The 21,299-nt window shown below is 33.0% G+C and carries 10 protein-coding genes; all 10 read left to right on the forward strand.

Annotated elements, in window-relative coordinates:
* Positions 1-2: 2 nt before the first annotated feature.
* The 10 genes from GQR97_RS10030 to GQR97_RS10075 all read left to right on the forward strand — a co-directional run bounded on the left by GQR97_RS10030 (position 3) and on the right by GQR97_RS10075 (position 21,235).
* Positions 3-2,327, forward strand: coding sequence for a GH92 family glycosyl hydrolase (locus GQR97_RS10030; RefSeq protein ID WP_233267513.1), 2,325 nt, complete (start codon positions 3-5; stop codon positions 2,325-2,327).
* 4 nt (positions 2,328-2,331) lie between these two features.
* Positions 2,332-3,639, forward strand: coding sequence for an alpha-L-fucosidase (locus tag GQR97_RS10035; RefSeq protein WP_199269838.1), 1,308 nt, complete (start codon positions 2,332-2,334; stop codon positions 3,637-3,639).
* A gap of 79 nt (positions 3,640-3,718) precedes the next feature.
* The gene (locus tag GQR97_RS10040) at positions 3,719-6,277 is read left to right on the forward strand and encodes a glycoside hydrolase family 3 protein (RefSeq protein WP_158847973.1); all 2,559 of its coding nucleotides are present in this window, start codon (positions 3,719-3,721) and stop codon (positions 6,275-6,277) included.
* Between the two features lie 61 nt (positions 6,278-6,338).
* Complete coding sequence (locus GQR97_RS10045) at positions 6,339-7,751, forward strand: alpha-L-fucosidase (RefSeq protein ID WP_158847975.1); 1,413 nt, start codon at positions 6,339-6,341, stop codon at positions 7,749-7,751.
* Between the two features lie 52 nt (positions 7,752-7,803).
* The gene (locus GQR97_RS19685) at positions 7,804-9,654 is read left to right on the forward strand and encodes a Ca2+-dependent phosphoinositide-specific phospholipase C (RefSeq protein WP_199269839.1); all 1,851 of its coding nucleotides are present in this window, start codon (positions 7,804-7,806) and stop codon (positions 9,652-9,654) included.
* Between the two features lie 4 nt (positions 9,655-9,658).
* A complete protein-coding gene (locus tag GQR97_RS10055; protein WP_158847977.1) occupies positions 9,659-12,631 on the forward strand; it encodes a glycosyl hydrolase 115 family protein in 2,973 nt (990 codons plus the stop codon).
* Between the two features lie 8 nt (positions 12,632-12,639).
* Positions 12,640-14,481 carry a metallophosphoesterase family protein gene (locus tag GQR97_RS10060; RefSeq protein ID WP_158847979.1) on the forward strand — a complete coding sequence of 614 codons (1,842 nt, stop codon included), beginning with the start codon at positions 12,640-12,642 and terminating at the stop codon, positions 14,479-14,481.
* A gap of 19 nt (positions 14,482-14,500) precedes the next feature.
* Positions 14,501-18,535 carry a hybrid sensor histidine kinase/response regulator transcription factor gene (locus tag GQR97_RS10065; protein ID WP_158847981.1) on the forward strand — a complete coding sequence of 1,345 codons (4,035 nt, stop codon included), beginning with the start codon at positions 14,501-14,503 and terminating at the stop codon, positions 18,533-18,535.
* A gap of 105 nt (positions 18,536-18,640) precedes the next feature.
* The gene (locus tag GQR97_RS10070) at positions 18,641-19,519 is read left to right on the forward strand and encodes an inositol oxygenase family protein (protein ID WP_158847983.1); all 879 of its coding nucleotides are present in this window, start codon (positions 18,641-18,643) and stop codon (positions 19,517-19,519) included.
* A 138-nt stretch (positions 19,520-19,657) separates the two neighbouring features.
* The gene (locus tag GQR97_RS10075; RefSeq protein WP_158847985.1) at positions 19,658-21,235 is read left to right on the forward strand and encodes a solute:sodium symporter family transporter; all 1,578 of its coding nucleotides are present in this window, start codon (positions 19,658-19,660) and stop codon (positions 21,233-21,235) included.
* The last annotated feature ends 64 nt before the right edge of the window (positions 21,236-21,299 follow it).

Consider the following 21,299-nt stretch of genomic DNA (forward strand, 5'->3'; position numbering starts at 1 on the left):
TAATGAAGTTATATCCCCTCCTAAAGAATAGATTTTACATTTTAAGTGTTATGTGTGTTGCCATGTTTTCTTGTAAACAAGAGGTAAATCAGGATTTAAAAACAAATACGGAATCTACTGTAGACTATACCGCAAAAGTATACCCATTATTAGATACCGAAAATTCACGTTGGTTTTTCTTCTCGTCGGCTAATCGCCCATTTGGGATGGTTAATTTAAGTCCCGATACACAAATAGGAGGCGCTTGGGGTAGTGGCTATCGTTTTAAAACAGATACTATTAAAGGGTTTAGCCATATTCATGCATGGCAAATGTCTGGTGTTTCTGTTATGCCAGTTACCATTTCCGAAGAAAATAAAAGTAATATTTTTAAAGATTTTTATTCAAAATTCAGCCATGATAAAGAAAAAATAACACCTGGTTTTCATAGCCTAGAATTGGAGCGCTACCAAATAGAAACTAAACTTACAAGTACAAAACGCGTGGGTTTACATCAATTTACGTTTCCTGAAAATAAAAATGCAGCCGTTCTTTTTAATTTGAATACTATTTTGGGGCCTTGTGAAAATTCGAATGGGGTTTTAGAACAAAATAATAAAAATGAACTTTCGGGGCATTTGGTTATGGAACCAACACATCGCCGACCAAAACCGTTAACTGTTTATTTTAAAGTGAAGTTGAATACTGAAATTGAAGCTTTAGAAAAAGATGAAGAAACGGGTAATTACCTCGTCAGTTTAAAAGAAGATAAAAAGAGCATTTTAATGAAGGTTGGCATATCGTACACTTCCGTGGAAAATGCAAATCTTAATATAAATGAAGAATTACCAAATTGGGATTTCGACCAAATTGTAAATGATTCTAAGGGTGAATGGAATAATTTATTAGGAAGAATAGATGTAAAAGGAAATACAGAACAAGCACAAAGGCGTTTTTATACAGATTTATGGCACGCACTGCAAGGTCGTAGAATTATAAACGATGTAAACGGTTCATATCCTGATAATACGGGAGCTGCATTTAGAATTGGGCAGTTGCCATTAGATAAAAATGGGAAACCTAAATTCAATCACTTTAATTCCGATTCTTTTTGGGGTGCGCAATGGACTATCAATACGCTTTGGGGTTTGGTTTATCCAGAAATCATGGCCGATTTTACACATTCTTTAATGCAATATTATAAAGATGGAGGCATGGTTCCTCGTGGACCATCTGGTGGAAATTACACTTATGTTATGACGGGAGCATCATCTACACCGTTTATTGTAAGTGCTATTCAAAAAGGTGTAATTACAGAAGATTTAGAAGGCATTTATCAGGCTTTAAAAAGGAACCACATGCTTAATGGTATTATGGGTAAAGCAGGTTACGAGCATGATACCAATCTAGGTGGTGGTTTAAAACATTATATAGAAAACGGGTATGTGCCATATCCAATTCCAGAAGGGAAGTTTGGCGGACATCAAGATGGTGCCAGCATGACTATGGAATATGCATATCAAGATTGGACGTTAGCTCAATTAGCTAAAAAATTAAATCACGAAGCCGATTATGATTACTTCTTAAAACGATCTAATAATTACAAAAATGTTTTTGATAAAGAAAGTAGTTGGATGCGCCCGAAAAACTTAGCAGGTGTTTGGAAACAAGATTTTGATCCATACCAACCAGAAAATGGTTTTATTGAATCTAACGGCGCACAATCCACATGGTTTGTACCTCACGATTTACAAGGTTTAGCAAATTTAATGGGCGGAACAGATAAAGCGGTCGAAAAATTAAACGCACAGTTTAAAACAGCACAAGAACTTGGGTTTACCGCAGGTAATTCACATTCGCAAGAATTACATCCGGAATATAGCCGAATTCCTATAAATTACGGTAATCAACCTTCTATGCAAACAGCATTTGTTTTTAATGAATTAGGAAGAAATGATCTTTCTCAATATTGGTCTAGAGCCGTTGTAAATAAAGCTTTTAGCGGGCTGTCTCCAGCTACAGGTTTTAATGGAGATGAAGATCAGGGATTAATGGGAAGCCTTTCGGTACTTATGAAAATTGGATTATTTCAAATGAATGGAGGAACAGAAGAAAATCCTAATTATCAAATTGGAAGTCCTATTTTTGATGAGGTTATCATTAAATTGAATCCAGATTATTATTCAAACGAAAGTTTCACTATTAAAACAGTTAATAATAGTGAGTCCAATGTTTATATTAATAGAGTAAAGTTGAATAATAAAAAGGTTGAAAGCTATAAACTATCTCATAATGATATTATTAAAGGCGGCGAATTAAAACTAGAAATGTCAAATAAGTCAAACTAAAATAATGAGTTCTAAATTAAAACTAACCACAGTATTGTTGTTAACTATTTGTTTTTCAACTTTTGCACAGCTTAAAAATAAGCCAGAACTCAATGAAGAGTTTATGGATATGGGGTTTGGTATATTTATACATTGGAGTATGGATTCACAGCTGGGTAGTGTTATTAGTCACTCTATGGTTGGTGCTTCTGATGATTATGTGAATCGTTATATGAACGACCTTCCAAAAACATTTTTTCCAGATAAATTTGATCCCGATGAGTGGGCAAGGTTATTTAAATTAACAGGTGCAGAATATGTGGTGTTTACAACAAAACACCATAATGGATTTTGTATGTGGGATACAAAAACAACAGATTTTAATATTATGAACACACCTTACGGAAAAGATATAACCGGTATGTTGGTTAAATCTTTACGTAAATATGGTTTAAAAGTGGGACTTTATTTTTCACCAGAAGATTTTAGTATGCTACATAAGCAAGGGCATTTAATTTCGAGAAAAGGACCAATGACTCAAATTACAGCTAATAAAGAATTGTTTGATTATGATAAATCTCAGGTTAAGGAACTTATTGATAATTATGGACCTATAGATGTTATGTTTTTTGATGCATTTCATACAAAACCGATGGCGCAATATGTACATGAAATAGCACCAAATGTTGTGGTTACTCGAGGAGAAATGAAAACACCAGAACAAAAAATTCCAGATGGCGCCATGCCAGGACCTTGGGAAACCTGTATGACGATGGGAACACAATGGGCTTACAAACCAACGAACGAGGAATATAAAGATGGGGGAGATTTAATAAAAAAGTTAATTGAAATAAGAGCCAAAGGCGGTAATTTTTTAATGAATGTGGGACCAAAACCTAATGGGGAATTTGCTATAGAACAAGAGGAACGTTTACGCGAAATGGCACTTTGGATGTTTGTAAATAATGAAGCGGTTAAGGATGTAAGAACAGTACCTAATATTATAAAAGATGGCGATTTATGGTTTACCAAAGCTAAAGATGAAAATACGGCCTATGTTTTTATAACAAACCAGAAAAATTGGTTTAAAGGTTTTAGAAGAAATTTTATGCTTAAAAATATAAAGGCAACTAAGAGTTCTATAATTTCTGTGTTAGGACAAAATGATTTGGTTGTAGAATATTGGCCAGAAAACACGCCAACAACAAGATATATTCAGCATGATAAATTGTTGGAAATTTCGGTGAGTAAAGCACAAAGACTTTATAACGATAAAATTTGGCCAAACCCTATTGTGGTTAAAATTACAAACGTTGAATTCATCGGAAAATAATTATTCGATTTGTACTGTTTGTATTTGCCTAATAACGTTTTTTAAAATTGAAAAACTCAAAAAAAATATTTGTAATACAATGAGACTATACAGGCTTGTAATTATTCTATGTTTGGTTCCTGTTTTAGGAATAGCACAAACGTTAAATCCTTATCAAAATCAAACTTTATCTATTGAAGAACGGGTAAATGATTTGATAGAGCGATTAACTGTTGAAGAAAAAGTATCATTACTAGTGTCTACAGCAGAAGCCATTCCGCGGTTAGATGTTGAGAAATATTATCATGGTAATGAAGCCTTACATGGTGTTGTAAAAGGAGGGCGTTTTACTGTTTTTCCGCAGGCAATCGCTTTATCTGCAACTTGGAATCCAGATTTAATTTATAAGGTGTCAACGGCAATTTCAGACGAAGCTAGAGGAAAGTGGAATTTCTATAATCAAGGTAAAGATCAAAAAAATGTTTACAGTGATTTACTAACTTTTTGGTCGCCAACCATTAATATGGCGAGAGACCCTAGATGGGGCAGAACGCCAGAAACATACGGGGAAGATCCTTTTTTAACCAGTAAAATGGGTGTTTCGTTTGTAAAAGGACTTCAAGGTAATGATGAAAACTATCTTAAAGTAGTTTCAACCCCAAAACATTTTGTTGCTAATAATCAAGAAGATAATAGATTTGCTTATAATGCTGTAGTTTCAGAAAAATCATTACGCGAATATTACTTTCCTGCATATAAAGCAGCTGTGAAAGAAGGACACGCACAATCTATTATGAGTGCCTATAATGCCATAAACGGCGTGCCAAGCACAGCCAATAATTGGCTTTTAAATACGGTTTTAAGAAACGAATGGGGGTTTTCGGGCTATGTAGTTAGTGATTGTGGAGCACCAACATATTTAGTGAAATCTCATCACTATGTTGATACTAAGGAACTCGCTGCTAAAGTTGCTATTGAGGCTGGTTTAGACTTAGAATGTGGTAATGATATTTATGCAAAACATTTATTATCTGCATTTAAAAGAGGGATGGTTTCTCAATCATCCATAGATAAATCGGTTAAAAGAGTTTTAAAAGCAAGATTTAAACTTGGTATTTTCGATTCAACAGATAATAATCCATACACTAAAATTTCACCTGAAGTTATTGGGTCTAAAAAACATCAAAATTTAGCTTTAGAAACTTCAAGACAATCAATTGTTCTTCTAAAGAATCAAAACCATATTTTACCTTTAAATTCAGATAAAATAAAGAAAATTACGGTTGTTGGTTTTAATGCGAATCAGGTTGTTTTTGGCGATTATAGCGGGTTATCTGTTATAAAACCAATATCACCACTCGAAGGTATTAAAAATAAAGTAGGTGATAAGGTTGAAGTAAAATACGTGAAATGGAAAACGGCTGCAAGAAATTTAAATATTTTGGAAGCCGAGAATTTACGAAATGACTTTAATGATGAACCTGGTTTGTATGGTGAATATTTTGACGATAAATTTTTAGAAGGCACACCTCAAACCCGAGTAGATAAGGTGGTGAATTTCGATCCTGTAAATAATCCGCCGGATCCGTACACAAATTACAGACATAAATCGATGCGATGGACGGGGTATATTAAGCCTAATTTTTCTGGAACTTATAAAATTGGAGTAAACTCGGATGATGGGATACGTTTATGGCTAAATAATGAATTAGTTGTGGATGCTTGGCATAATCGTGGAACAACTACCGATCAAGTAGAAATTAACATGGAAGCCGGGGAGAAATATGCTATTAAATTAGAGTATTTTGATAATGGAGGCGATGCCGTATGCCAATTACTTTGGGAAGTGCCAGGAAATGAAAATGGAACCTTATATGACGAAGATATTGAAGCTGCAAAAACTAGTGATTATGTAATTGCAGTAATGGGTATCAATAAAACTATTGAAAAGGAAGGAAAAGATAAAACCTCACTAAATTTACCAGAAGATCAAATTAATTATATAAAAGAGATTTACGCCGAAAACAAGAACATGATAGTGGTTTTAGTAGCTGGAAGTTCTTTGGCTATTAATTGGATGGACGAAAACATCCCAGCTATTGTTGATGCTTGGTATCCTGGGGAATCTGGTGGTACAGCTATTGCAGATGTATTATTTGGCGATTATAATCCTGCTGGAAGATTGCCGTTTACATTTTATAAATCAATTACAGATTTACCTCCAATGGATGATTATGAAGTTTCTAATGGAAGAACATATATGTACTTTCAAGGTGAAGAATTATATCCTTTTGGTTACGGTTTAAGTTATACCAAATTTGATTATAGCGGTTTTAAACTTAAAAAGAATAACGATAAAATCATGATTTCTGCTACTATTAAAAACACGGGAGATTATGATGGAGATGAAGTTGTTCAATTATATTATAAATTACCTAAAACAGTGTCTAAAAGACCTATTAAGAAATTGATTGGTTTTAATAGAACTTCAATAAATATTGGAAAATCTGAGAAAGTCGAATTCGAAATATCTAGAAAAGATTTACAGTTTTGGGATGAAGAAAAAAAACAATGGAGTTTTGAAAGTGGAGATTATGAGTTTATGCTTGGCACTTCATCTAAAGACATTCGATTAAAGAAAATAATTTCAATAAATTAGCGAACCGACATTCAAAAATTATAAATTTCTGTTTTACAAACGCGTTTTATATCCATTAAAAATGAAAAATCTAATTAAAAAAAATACGCTTTACAGTTTAGTAGTTCTTTGTTTAGCATTCAATTTCAGCGTCGCGCAGACACCGGATAAAATGGATTGGTGGAAAGATGCCAAATTTGGTATGTTTATGCATTGGGGTTTATACTCTCAAACTGCTGGTTATTGGGATGGTCATAAAGCAAAAGGGAATGAGCATTTTATGATTCATGAAAAGATATCATTAAAGGAATACGCCACCATTGCCGACGACTTTAATCCTGTTAATTTTAATGCTGAAAAATGGGTGCTTACTGCGAAAGCGGCCGGCATGAAATACATTATTATCACCTCTAAACATCACGATGGTTTTGCAATGTTCAATTCGCCATCCAATGACTATAATATTAAAGAACGTACACCGTATGCTAAAGATCCCATGAAAGAACTTGTAGATGCTTGCCATAAACACGATATGAAATTTGGGTTTTATTATTCTTTAGGTCGAGATTGGGAAGATCCAGATGTTGCTACAAATTGGCCACATAAAGGCGGGAGAAGTAATTTGGTAGATTATCCTGATGAAGATATAAAAGTGTTTAGTCGTTACTTTGAAAGAAAGGTAAAGCCTCAAATAAAGGAATTATTAACGCAGTATGGAAAAATTGATGTGATTTGGTTTGATACACCAGAGCTTATTAGTCCAGATGAAAGTAAAGAGTTAAGAGAATTGATATTGAATATTCAACCAGACTGTATCATTAATAGCCGTATAAAACATGGATTTGGCGATTACGAAGTTAAAGAACAAAAAATAAGTGAGAATTTAGAAGTAGAACCATGGGAAGCCTGCATTACTATGGGGAAAAACTGGGGATATATTGAGTATGATACGATTTATAAATCTTCGGAATTAATGACAAGACAGTTACTAGAAATAGTAAGTAAAGGTGGTAATTTATTACTGAATAATGGGCCAACAGGAAAGGGCGAAATAACTAATTTGGCGCAAGAGCGATTGGCACAAATTGGGGAATGGATGAAACAAAATGGCGAAGGTGTTTACGGTTCTAAACCGTGGAAAGTACAAGGGGAACGTCTTAATAAAATTCAGAAGTCTATAAAAAAAGCTAATCTTTCTGAAGAAGAAAACCTAATGAAAGATAATGCAAATGACGCCACATCAAAAGATGTTTTTCCAGAGGTTCGCTTTACTTCTAAAGCGGGTGCGGTATATGCTTATGTTTGTAGTGCGACCGAAAATGAAGTACTCATAAAGTCACTTTCAACCAAAAATGAAAGGCAAATTAAATCTGTAACACGATTAGATACTTCGGAAAAAGTAAAATGGAATCAAACCGATGCTGGTTTAGTCTTAAATATTCCAAATTATTCCGAAAATGAAATCCCTATTACAGGTTTTAAAATAGAATTGTAATTATTCTAAAAGTATAAATTTTAGAGTTTTTTATAAATAACAGCATGTATTAATGAATTGTATTAAAACAAAACTCATCATTGTTTTCTTGTTATTAGCTTTCATTTCAGAAGGACAAGGAAGAAAGATTATCGATTTATGGCCAAACGATGTTCCTGGACAAGTTGAAAAAAAACAACCTGCTAAATTATCCGATAATATTTCGGGTGGGGTTACTAGAATAAGTGAAGTAACAAATCCGTTACTAACTGTTTTTAAACCCGAAAAGCCCAATAAGTCTAAGGCCGGAATTATTGTTTGTCCAGGTGGTGGCTATGGTATTTTAGCAATCGATAAGGAAGGTTATGAAATAGCTGAATGGCTAAATTCTATTGGATATACAGCATTTGTGTTACAATATCGTGTTCCTAAAAATAAAGAAGGAGCAGCTCAAGATGTGCAACGAGCTATAAAATTAGTAAGAAGTAAGACTTCTGAATTCGACTTGAGTTCGCAAAAAATTGGACTTATAGGCTTTTCGGCTGGGGGTCATTTATCAGCGTTAGCTTCTACCAATTATAAAAATAATTTTTACAAGAAACAGGATGATATAGATCTTTTTTCTAGCCGTCCAGATTTCACCATGTTAATTTATCCAGCTTATCTAGATAAAGGTGAAAACAAAACCATTGAACCTAATTTTGAGTTTGATAAATATATTCCTCCATTTTTTATTTTTGGAACTGCCGATGATCACTACGGAAATAGTGGTTTGGTGATGGCTCAGGCTATTCGTAATAACAAAACTGTTGTAGAGCAACACATGTATAGTGAAGGTGGACATGGGTATGGTTTACGAAAAGGAAATAAAGCCGCTGAAGTTTGGCCAAAATTAGCTAAAACATGGCTTGATAATTTATTAATACCAGCCAAGAAATTTAATGATATACAAGTTATAGGAAGTCATAATTCTTATAAAATTCAAATAGAAAAATCATTGTTCGATTTTTTATCAACTAAAGATAATGAGCGAATGAAAAGTTTACAATATGGTCATGTTTCACTAGAAGAACAGTTAAGTTTAGGTTTACGGAATTTAGAATTAGATGTTTTTTATGATCCAATGGGAGGTCATTTTTCTAATCCAAAAGGTTTAGATATAATGAAATCTAAAGGTATAGAAACTTTGGCATTTGATAAAGAAGAGAAGTTGAAACAGCCTGGTTTAAAAATGTTTCATATTCAAGATATTGATTTTAGAAGCCACCAATTATTGTTTAAAGATGGATTAAGAGTATTAAAAAAATGGTCTAATAATAATTCAAACCACACACCAGTAGTTATTTTAATAAATGCAAAAGATCAAAGAGTGGATGGAACAAGAAATCCGTTGCCATTTACTTCGGAAGCTTTAGATAGTATAGATTCAGAAATTAGGAGTGTGTTTTCAAAAGAACAATTAATTACGCCTAATGATGTTCGTAGTGAATTTGCAACTTTGGAGAAAGCCATTTTAATAAAAGGTTGGCCAGAGTTAGGGTTAACAAAAGGAAAGTTCTTATTTGTTTTAGATGAAAAGGAAGATAAAATAAACAAATACATAAAAGGTCACCCCAATTTAGATGGGAGAGTGATGTTTGTAAATAGTAAAGAAGGTAGCCCAGAAGCTGCCTTTAGGATTATAAACAATCCAATTACCGATTTCGATTATATAAAAGAATTGGTTGCTAAAGGATATATGGTGAGAACCCGTTCAGATGCAGGGACTAAAGAAGCGAGAGCAAATAATTATGATAGGTTTCTAAAAGCAAAAGCATCGGGAGCACAAGTGATTTCTACAGACTATTATGTACCATCGACTTTATTTGAATCGGATTTTAAAGTAATTTTTGAAGATGAAACTTATGAACGTATTAAAGAATAATAGCATGTTAAAAAATATAGGATTACTTATTTTATGCTTTCATATGTCGGTTTTGTCGGCTCAAACTATTGGGGATTCTAAATTTTCAATTGTTGAAGGTAATCAGGTGGTTTCCGTATTAATCGATAAAAGTGATTCTAAAGTAGTAAGTATAGCTTCTAATATATTTGCTGAAGATGTTTTTGAAATTTCAGGGAAAAAACCAAATATTATTTCAAAATCATCAAAAGAATCGAATGTTATTATCGCTGGGACTATTGGTAAAAACAAGATTATTGATCAATTAATTTCAAGCGGAAAAATTGAAGTTTCAGAGATTAAAGGAGATTGGGAGCGTTATAGTATTCAGTTAGTAGATAATCCAATAAAAGGCATTAAAAAAGCACTAATTATTGTTGGAAGTGATCGTCGCGGTACTGCCTACGGTATTTTAGAACTATCTAGAAAAATGGGTGTTTCTCCATGGGAATGGTGGGCAGATGTTACTCCAGGGAAAAAAGAAAATATTACTATTTCAATACAAAATGAAACATCGAAACGTCCTTCTGTAAAATATAGAGGTGTTTTTTTAAATGATGAAGATTGGGGTTTACAACGTTGGGCGGCCTTAAATTTTGAGCCAGAAACGGGAGATATGGGACCGAAAACCTATGCTAAGGTATTCGAGTTGTTATTGCGGTTAAGAGCTAATACTATTTGGCCTGCCATGCATTCTAGTACCAAGCCATTTTACTCATTTCCTAAAAATAAAATTGTGGCAGATAATTATGCTATAGTTATCGGAACATCTCACGCAGAGCCTATGTTGAGTAACATAAACACGGAATGGAATCATGATACCATGGGAGAATACCGATACGATACTAATTCGGAAACCATAAAAAAGTTATTTACAAAACGGGTTAAAGAAACGGCAGATTTTGATGGTATTTATACCACAGGTATGCGTGGTGAACACGATTCTCCTATGATTGTTGGAGAAGACGATACCGATGCCCAAGTGAAATTGTTAGAGCGTGTTATTACAGATCAGCGTGCTATTCTAAAAAAGGAAACAAAAAAGCATCCAAATACTATTCCGCAGGCCTTTGTACCGTATAAAGAAGTATTGAGTTATTACCAAAGCGGATTAAAATTACCAGAAGATATAACACTAGTATGGACCGATGATAATTACGGTTATATTCGCCAATTAAGTAACCCTGAAGAGCAAAAACGACCGGGAGGAGCTGGTGTTTATTATCATACCTCGTATTGGGGGCGTCCGCACGATTATCTTTGGTTAAACTCTACAAATCCTGTTTTAATGTGGGAAGAAATGTCTAAGGCATATCAATTTCAATCGCGTGATATTTGGATTTTAAATTGTGGAGATATCAAGCCGCACGAATACAATATCGAGCTATTTTTAGATATGGCTTGGAATATGGATGATTTCGAAAAAAGCAGTTCTGTAAAATCACACATGAACAATTGGGCAACTCGTGAATTTGGGAGCCACTCTGCAACCGAAATCACAAATGTGCTATTCGAAAATAATAGATTGGCATATATACGCCGTCCGGAATTTATGGCGTGGAGCCAAGTGGAGCCCGTTACTAAAGCAGGCGAAACGGAGCTAACGCAATATCATTATGGTGATGAGGTTTCAGTAAGAATTAAGAACTATCAAGATATTATTGATACAACAGAAAAACTGTATGAAAATATAGATGGGAATAGAAAAGATGCCTTTTTTCAATTAGTTTATTATCCCATAATTGGAGCTTCAAAACTTAATCAGAAATGGTTATATAACTTCAAAAATAAGTTTACAGCACAACAGGGCAGACAGAGTGCAAATTACTTTAGAGAACAATCTAACGCGGCTTTTCATCGTATAGAAAAAGAAACAGATTACTATAATACAAAACTTCAACAAGGTAAATGGAATCATATTATGACGATGGCTCCTCGATTTTTACCCGTTTTCTCTAAACCTGCCATGTCTCAAGTAGATACAAAAGAAAAAGCAAGTTTAGGCTTAGCTTTAGAAGGATATCAAATGGAAGTTAACGATGAAATTATTAATAGTTATGCCAATGTATTACCTGTTTTTAATAGCTACACAGATAGCAAATATTTTATTGATGTATTTGTAAAAGGTGAGGGGGAAGTTAATTGGGAAGCTACACCAAAGGCTGATTGGATTACACTATCAGAAAAAAAAGGAATGCTTAATGCTTATATAGGTGAAACTGAAAAACGTATTTGGGTAAGTATCGATTGGGCTAAAGTACCAAAAGGGGAAAATAAAAAAGAAGCACCTTTGGGTCATGATTTTCAATTAATTCCACCAAGTTTTAAAGTGAATAGTGCTATCGATTTTATTTCAAATGGAAAAACAACAAGCATAGGTGTTTCTGTTTATAATCCAGAGTTTGAATCTTTAAAAGACTATAACGGCTTTGTTGAAGATAAAGGTTATGTCTCTATTAATGCTGAAAATTTCACTAGAAAAAAAGACGGTAAAGAAGCACAGTGGCAAGTTTTTGAAGGTATTGGTTATACCAATAAAGTGATAACAGCTTTGCCTAGAGACACAAAGTCGATTACAGATATTGAAAAAATAAAAACAAATAGTGCCGTTTTAGAATACGATTTTTATACTTTTAATTTTGGAGAAGTAAGTGTGAATTTACAAGCTGTACCAACCCATGCACCACATGCCGGAATTGGAGTGCGTTGTGCCGTTTCTATAGATAATGCTGAGCCTGTAATAGTAGATTTTCAAACGTTTGGGCGCAGCGAAACATGGAAAGAGAATGTACTTAAAAATGCTACTGTAAAATCGGTTAAACAAATTGTAAATACCGCAGGAAAACATACATTAAAAATTTGGATGGTAGATGCAGGTGTTATGCTCGATCAAGTATTGATTGATTTGGGAGGTTGGAAAAAAAGTTATGCATTCCCTAAAGAAACAGTTAAAAAATAAAAACAGATTTGAATAAATTTTATAACAGTTGTGGTATTCTATTAATTTTTACAGTACTGTTTTCATGTGAAAAAAAAACAACTGAAATTTTTGAACCTATTAAGATAGCGTTTATTGCTGACGCTCATTTTCAAGATATTCATGCGCATTTTGATGATGCCAATTACCAAGGTGTAAAACATCCTGAGACTGGCGAATATGTAAATATTCGAACCATGGAAGCGCAATTACATTCCACCCGAATTTTTAATGAGAACTACTTCGCCTTCTTAGAAGCTTTAGATGATATTGTAGCGCGTGGCATAAAATACGTCGCATTACCTGGCGATTTTAGCGACGATGGACAACCTGTACATGTTAAAGGTTTGCGTAAAATTCTAGATCAATATTCTAAAAAGCATGGTTTGTTGTTTTTTGCAACTACAGGTAATCACGATCCTGTAAAACCATTTACTCAAGATGCTGGAAAAACTGATTTTTTAGGAGAAGGAGGAAAGGAACAGATTATTGTAAGTTCCAATAAAAACTTAAAATCAATTAATAAAACGCAATTGAAACCCATTATAACTTCGGAAATTAAAAAATGGGGTTATAAAGATATTTTAAATGAAATGTCGAGTTTTGGGTTTTATCCTCAAAAGGAATATGTGTATTGGGAAACACCTTTTTCAAACTATACTTACATCAATTATAGTTTTGAAAAAGCTTTAGAAGCATCTGCGTTAACCAAAAGAGTTTATGCTATTGATGCTTTTAATAAGCACCCAGACGCCAGTTATTTGGTAGAACCAACCGAGGGTTTGTGGTTGTTAGCTATTGATGCCAACGTCTATATGCCGAATAAAGAGTTGTCAGGCGTTTCTAATAATCCAAACGATTTTTCAGGCGCTAGTATTGGATATAATAATGTGCTTTTACAAAAACAGCATTTAATAAGTTGGGTTAAAAAAGTAGCTAAGGAAGCACAAGAAAAAGGCAAGGTTTTAATTGCCTTTAGTCATTATCCCATGGTTGAATTTAATGACGATGCCTCGGAAGAAATGAAAGCCGTTTTTGGAGAAAATAAAATGCAATTACATCGCGTTCCTAAAAGTGAAGTAGCCGAAACATTTGCCGATGCAGGAATTAAAATTCATTTTGGAGGCCACATGCATATTAATGATACGGGCGTTTACAAAAGTAAAAAAGGAAATACACTTTTTAATATTCAAACACCATCTTTAGCGGCTTATGCACCAGGCTATAAAATACTATCAATTCATAATAAATCGGAATTTGAAGTAGAAACTGTGGTTATTAAATCGGCTAAAAATTTCAATAGTTTATTTCCTCTATACAAACAAGAGTATGCTTATTTGAATGAAACGGGTGCACCTTCAATCTGGGATAAAGAGATTCTTTTAACTAAAAACTATAAAGAATTTACTAAGTTTCATTTAAAAGAATTGGTGCGTCTTCGTTTTTTACCAAGTGATTGGCCAGAAAACTTTGCCGATAGTTTATTGACGTTGTCAGGAAAAGATTTATTATTGAAGAATACCATTGAAACTACTTTATTAAAAAAAGTATTAGAGGAGAATAATGTAACTTTAGAATCATTCGAAAACTGGACAGGTTTTGATATGATTAATGATTTTTATAAACTAAGAAGTGCAGATGAGTTGGCCTTTGAAGATATTGGAACAGGTAGATTAAAACAATATGAGTTGGTGTGCCATGCGTTAAAAACATCGGATAATGACATGTTTAAATTATGGGCTAATATTTTCGAAAAAAGCAAAAATGGGCAACCAGCTAATCATTTTAAAATTAATCTAGAACAAAATAGTATCGAACGCATTTTAAACTAAACTTAAACGACTATTTTTAATGGCAAACCGCTTTATCATATTATTTTACATGTTACTTTTTGCTTTGTGCTCATTTGGACAAAGCCTTAAATTCGAGCATTATAACGATAACGATGGCTTGTCTCACAATTCTGTGCGGCATATTGTACAGGATAAACATGGCTTTTTGTGGTTAGGAACTTTTTCGGGGTTAAACCGATTTGATGGTTATGAATTTCAAACGTTTTTAAATACTTCCGAAGGTGATCGTAAAATTAACGATAACGATATTACAGCTTTAGAAATCGATAAAGAAACGGGGGATATCTGGATTGGAACAAGAAAAGGGCTTACTCTATTTAATATAGAAACTCAGGAGTTTACCACTTTTTTAAATGAAGACGGGAATCTAAGCAGTTTACAAGATGAAGAAATTAGATCTATCTATATTGATAAATTTAGCCGTGTTTGGGTTGGAACTAAAGATAGTGGTATTTTTTTATTTTTTGCTGAAGAAAAACGGTTTGAAAAAGTAGAAATTCAGGGTTTTAATTATGTTAAAGAAATTTTTGAAGATACAAAAGGTAATATTTGGATTGGAAGTTATGGTTCGGCATCGGTAGCCAAAATAATATTAGATTCTGTTGGGAAGATACAGCAGATAGAAACGTTTGTTCTTCAAATTCCAAATTCTACTGAGATAAATCCTTATGTTAATTTTATTTACGAGGATGCTAAAAACGATATATTCGTAGGTACTCGTAAAGGACTTTATAAATTAGATAAAAACCAAAATAAGTTTGTGAATCTCTATATCGAAAACAACTCGGATAGAGAAGCTCTAGGTCCTTATTTTTTAACAGTTACGCAAGCTCCTAATGGAAAATATTGGGTAGGAACTTTAGGCGGATTGTTAGTTTGTGATTCTTTGGAAGCGATTAGTAAAGGCGAGTATAAGCGTTATTTTTCGGTTTTAACAGATCAAACCTCCTTGATTGATAATCTTGTATCGGCTTTATATTTTGACACTTCTGGGATTTTATGGATTGGTACCGAGGATGGTTTGGATAAATATGATCCGTTTGAAAATCAATTTAATCTTAATAAGGATATTTCTAATTTTATTGGTAATCAAGCACCTAGAATTCGTGGGTTTTCTAAAACTTATGATGATAAAATTATTGTGGCAACACGGCACAATGGACTTTTTATTTCTGAAAAAGAAAATTTTATTCCTTTAGAAATCAACCAAAAAGATATTGCTAGTATCTGTTCTACAGATGGTAAAACGTTTTATTGTGGACTTTGGGATGGTAAAATATTAATTTACGATTATGTAAATCGGAGTTCAAAAGAAATTGGTATTGGTTTTGAAGAATCTCCTGTTATAGCTTTTGAGAATTTAGGGAATGGTAAGCTCGTAATAGGTTCCTTTGGCGAAGGTGCTGTGATTTTGGATACAGAAGATGTTTCAGAAAAAACAAAGAAGATACAGTTATTAAAAGGGTATGAGATTAATGAAATTATAAAAGATACCGATAATAATCTCTGGTTTGCTACCGAAACGGGGGTTGTAAAACACAACTTGGTAAATGGAGATCAAATGGTTTACACTTCATCTTTAAGTAAGGATAGAGGGTTATTACACAATAATGTTAGTGATATCGTTTTTGATAACTCCGGTAAACTTTGGGCAGCAACGCGTAATGGTTTATGCTTTTTTGATGAAGTTGAAAACAACTTTTTACCTTTAAAAAACCCTAAAGAACTTGCAGGGAAATGGATAACAGATTTATTGATAGACAAAGAAGGTGATTTATGGCTAAACGTAAATAATAACAGTGTTGCAAGGCTAAAAACTAATAGTTTAGATTATAATATTTACCATGTAAACAGTGGGAATCGATTAGATTATTTTAGCTCTCGTGGTTTTTATAAGTTCGGAGATTCTAATATTTATTTGGGAGGAAAAAAGGGTGTTATCTACTTTTCGCCTTATACTATTAAAGAAAATAAACTATCACCCCAACCTGTAATAACCGAAGTGAAAATTCAAAATGAGATATTATTTCCTACCAAAGAAATAAATGGAGAAATACCGCTTGCAAAGGATTTTAATCAAACAAAAAGTATCGCTCTAAATTATAAAAACAGGAATTTTTCGTTGCAGTTTTCTACGCCATCTTATGCTAATGAAAAGCTTAATAAATTTGAATATCAGTTAGAAGGTTTCGATCAAAAATGGATTGCTACTAGTAGTAATTCTCGAACGGTTCAATACACCAATTTATTTCCTGGTAATTATGTTTTCAAAATAAAATCGTGTAATAGTGATGGGCATTGGAGTAATGTTGTTTCATATAAAATAAAAATTGAACGTCCGTTTTGGTTTACTTATCAGGCGCTTATTTTATTGATATTGCTAATTGGGGTAATATTACATTTTGTGAGGCGTGAAGTAAAAAATAGATTGAGGTTAAAACAAGAGTTAGTAACAGAAAAAGTAAACCGTGAGCGGGATATTAAATTGAACAACGAGAAATTACGATTTTTCACCAATATATCTCACGAGTTAAGAACGCCTTTAACACTCATTTTAGGACCTGTAAAGCAATTAATAGAAGAGAGTAAAACTTATAGTAGCGAGTACCAAAAAAGCCGTTATAATTTGATTCATCAAAACGCGAGCCGACTATTAAATTTGGTTAATCAAGTTTTAGACTTTAGAAAGGCGCAAACGGGAGAATTAAAACTAAAAGTATCACGAACTGATATATTACAATACACACATAACACCTTCGATTCGTTTAAAGAGTTTGCCTATAATAAAGAAATTCAAATGAATTTTAACACCGAAAACGATTCTCTTTTTGGTTGGATTGATCATGATAAATTGGATAAAATTCTTTATAATCTATTGTCTAATGCTATTAAGTTTACCAATAAATATGGACATGTTGATTTATATGTACGTTTTAAGGACGAGAAAGAAGAGGTTGTAGTTTTGGAAGTAAGTGATGATGGAATAGGTATTCCCGTAAAGAGTCAAGAAAAGATTTTTAAGCGATTTTATCAAGCCACAAATAGTAAAGAAAATAATACGGGTTCTGGTATTGGTTTGTCTTTAGTTAAGGCCTTGGTCGATCTGCATAAAGGACAAATAACTGTTGAAAGTACACCTAAAAAAGGAAGTGTTTTTTCAGTTGAAATACCGATAAAACGAGAGTTTTATAGTAAAAATGAAGTTTTTGAATTTGTTGCTAATACAAATGAAGAAACGCCAATACCTCAAGTACAGGTAAAGAAAATAACAACTAATACTGAAATAAAAGAGAAGATATTAGTCGTTGAGGATAATATAGAACTCCGTAAATATTTAATTGATTATTTATCGAATTATTACAAAGTTTACGAAGCTGAAAACGGGGAAGAGGGCTTGAGGATTTGCCGACAAATAAAACCTATTTTATGTGTTGCAGATGTTATGATGCCTATTAAAAGTGGGCTTGAGTTTTGTGAGGAACTTAAAAACGATGAGTTTATTAGTCATATTCCAGTAATTTTATTAACCGCACTTTCGGAAAATGAAGACAAGGTAAAAGGATATAATATTGGTGCCGATGGGTATTTGGTAAAGCCCTTTGATCCGTCTTTATTACGATCTATAATTGTTAATATCATCAAGTCGCGATTAGAGTTGAAATCGAAATTCTCTAATGATGCGGAAAGTGAAATAGGCCTCATTACACATTCGCCTGTAGATGAGGTGTTAATGGGAAAAATATCTAAACTTATTGATAAAAATATTAGCAAACCCGATTTAACAACAGGTTATATTTGCGAAGAGTTGGGGGTGAGTTCATCAAAATTATACCGAAAAATTAAAGAACTTACCGATTTGGCTCCAAACGAATTTATTAGAACGGTACGACTAAAAAGATCAGTACAGCTTTTAAAAACGAAGAAGTATAATGTATCGGAAGTTACTGATTTAATTGGGTTTAACGACCCTTTGTACTTTAGTCGTTGCTTTAAAAAACAGTTTGGTTACCCACCAAGTAAATTGCTTAAATAGATTTTGTCTTTATAATTTCTCCATGTTTTTGATGTATTAGTCCATTCTGTTTGTAGTGTTATCTTTTAAATTGCGAATAGAAATTAAACTAATCTGCTTTAACCAATGAAACCATCTGAGAATAAGAGTGTCCAAAATCCAATGAAAGATATTGACGATTGGGAAGATAATTTATTAGATAGATATCCTGATCCACAAGAGAATAAAAAAGAAGAAGAGGAATTTAGGAATTATGAAGACTCTGATAGGTTAGATACCGTTCGCGAGTTTTATAAAATAAATCATGAATTTCAAACTTATGACTTTGTTTGCGAAAAAGAAGCAGAGTTTTTAAAATTCGATAGAAAAGAAATGTCTATTTGGGGTGCCGTAGATTTTTTAAATACTTTGGTAGATGATAGTGATCCTGATATTGATTTAGATCAATTACAGCATTTATTACAAACTTCGGAAGCTATTCGTGCAGATGGCCACCCAGATTGGTTTATACTTACCGGTTTTATTCACGATTTAGGGAAAATTTTATGTTTATTTGGCGAGCCGCAGTGGGCTGTTGTTGGAGATACGTTCCCTGTTGGTTGTGCATATTCTGATAAAATTGTTTATCCTGAATTTTTTAAAGCGAATCCGGATTATTCAGATTTACGTTTCAATACAAAGTATGGTGTTTACAAACCAAATTGCGGTTTAGATAACGTGAAAATGAGTTGGGGTCACGATGAGTATTTGTATCAAATTATGAAGGATTACTTACCTGATCCAGCCTTATATATGATTCGTTATCACTCGTTCTATTCTCAACATCGCGAAAACGATTACACACATTTAATGAATGCAAAAGATATTGAAATGTTTGAATGGGTTAAGAAATTTAATCCTTACGATTTGTATTCCAAAGCACCAGTTCCACCAAATGCAGAGGAGCTTTTACCTTATTATAAAGAATTGGTAGCGAAATATTTACCCGAGAAATTGAAGTTTTAATTTCAATAAAAATAAACTCTCATCACCTCCTGTGTTTTTTTAAGCTTGTGAAATAATTAAACTTTTTTAGTTTATTGTTTCAACAGGCTTAATTGAATATGCAGATTTTCTTGCATCCTAACTAACTAAACTAAATTTATGTACACTACGCTAACTTTTATTGGCTTTACGGTCTTTGTAGCTTTTTATTCTTGGTATAAACTTCGTAAAGAAAAACTAAACTCTAAAGATGGCTATTTCCTTGGCGGAAGAAGTTTAACAGGGGTTGTTATCGCCGGCTCCATGTTACTTACTAATATTTCTACCGAACACCTTATTGGTATGAATGGCTCGTCTTACAAAAACGGATTTATTATTATAGCTTGGGAAGTAACATCTGCTTTAGCTTTGGTGGTTGCAGCTATTTATTTTGTTCCAAAATATTTGAAAATGGGTTTAACAACTATTCCCGAATATTTGGAAAAACGTTTTGATAGCACCACACGGACTTTAGTGGCTTTGTTTTTAATGATTTCGTTTATAGTAACACTTTTACCTATTGTTTTATACACAGGTGCCATAAATTTAGAAAGTATTTTTAATGTTTCGGAAGTTTTGGAAGTCACCAAAAAAGAAGGGCTTTGGATAACAGTAGTTGGTATTGGTGTTTTAGGATCTGTATATGCCATTTTTGGGGGTTTAAAGGCCGTTGCTATTTCAGATACTATAAATGGTTACGGACTTTTAATTGGTGGTTTAGCGATTCCATTAATAGCTTTGGTAAGTATAGGTGATGGTAATCCGTTGGCAGGTTTAACTAAGGTTTATAATCATAGTCCAGAAAAATTTAATGTTATTGGAGCTAAAGATTCAGTGTTACCTTTTGAAGTGCTTTTTACAGGTTTAATAATTAATCAGCTTTATTTTTGGAGTATGAACCAAACCATAATTCAACGGGCTTTAGGAGCAAAAAATTTAGTTGAAGCTCAAAAAGGATTATTGTATACTGGTGTTTTAAAAATTTTAGTTCCTATTATTATCATTTTACCTGGTGTTATTGGCTTTTACTATTTTGGAGATTCTATGTTTGAAGGGCAGGATATGATTTACCCTGAATTAATTAAAAAAGTGTTGCCTGTTGGCCTTGTTGGTATTTTTGCAGCTATTGTTATGGGGGCTGTTTTAAGCACCTTTAATAGTGTACTTAATAGTGCAGCAACTATTTTTAGTATTGATGTTTTCAAAAGGCACTTAGGAAAGAATTGCAGTGATAAAAAATTAGTAAAAGTAGGCCGATTAACGTCTTTAATACTGGCGATTTTTGCCATTTTAGTTGCTCCTATGGTAGCCAATGCTCCCGATGGATTATATCAATTATTGCAACAGTTAAACGGGATTTTCTTTATACCAATAGCATCCATTATGTTAGCGGGGTTTTTCTTAAAAAAAGTATCAGCGATGGGAGCGAAGGTTGCTTTATTTGTAGGGTTAGCATTTTATATTCTAACTACCTTTATTTTAAAAGTTGATATTCATTTTGTGCATATTTGGGGTATTGAATTTCTTCTGAATATAATAGTGATGTTTGCCGTTTCTTATTTTTATCCGGTGACATCAGAAATGAAGCAAGATAATATTGTTTTTGTTGAAATGAAAACATGGAGATACACAAAACCAATGTCTATTTTTCTGTGTGTAGTTACAGTTTCAATTTATATTTTATTAGGAATAAATTAGATTGAAATAATTTTGAAGCATAAAAAAAGTGATTGTTTCAATCTTCATTTAGAAGAAAAGAACA

The sequence above is a fragment of the Algibacter sp. L1A34 genome, assembly GCF_009796805.1.
Classification (GTDB): Bacteria; Bacteroidota; Bacteroidia; order Flavobacteriales; family Flavobacteriaceae; genus Algibacter.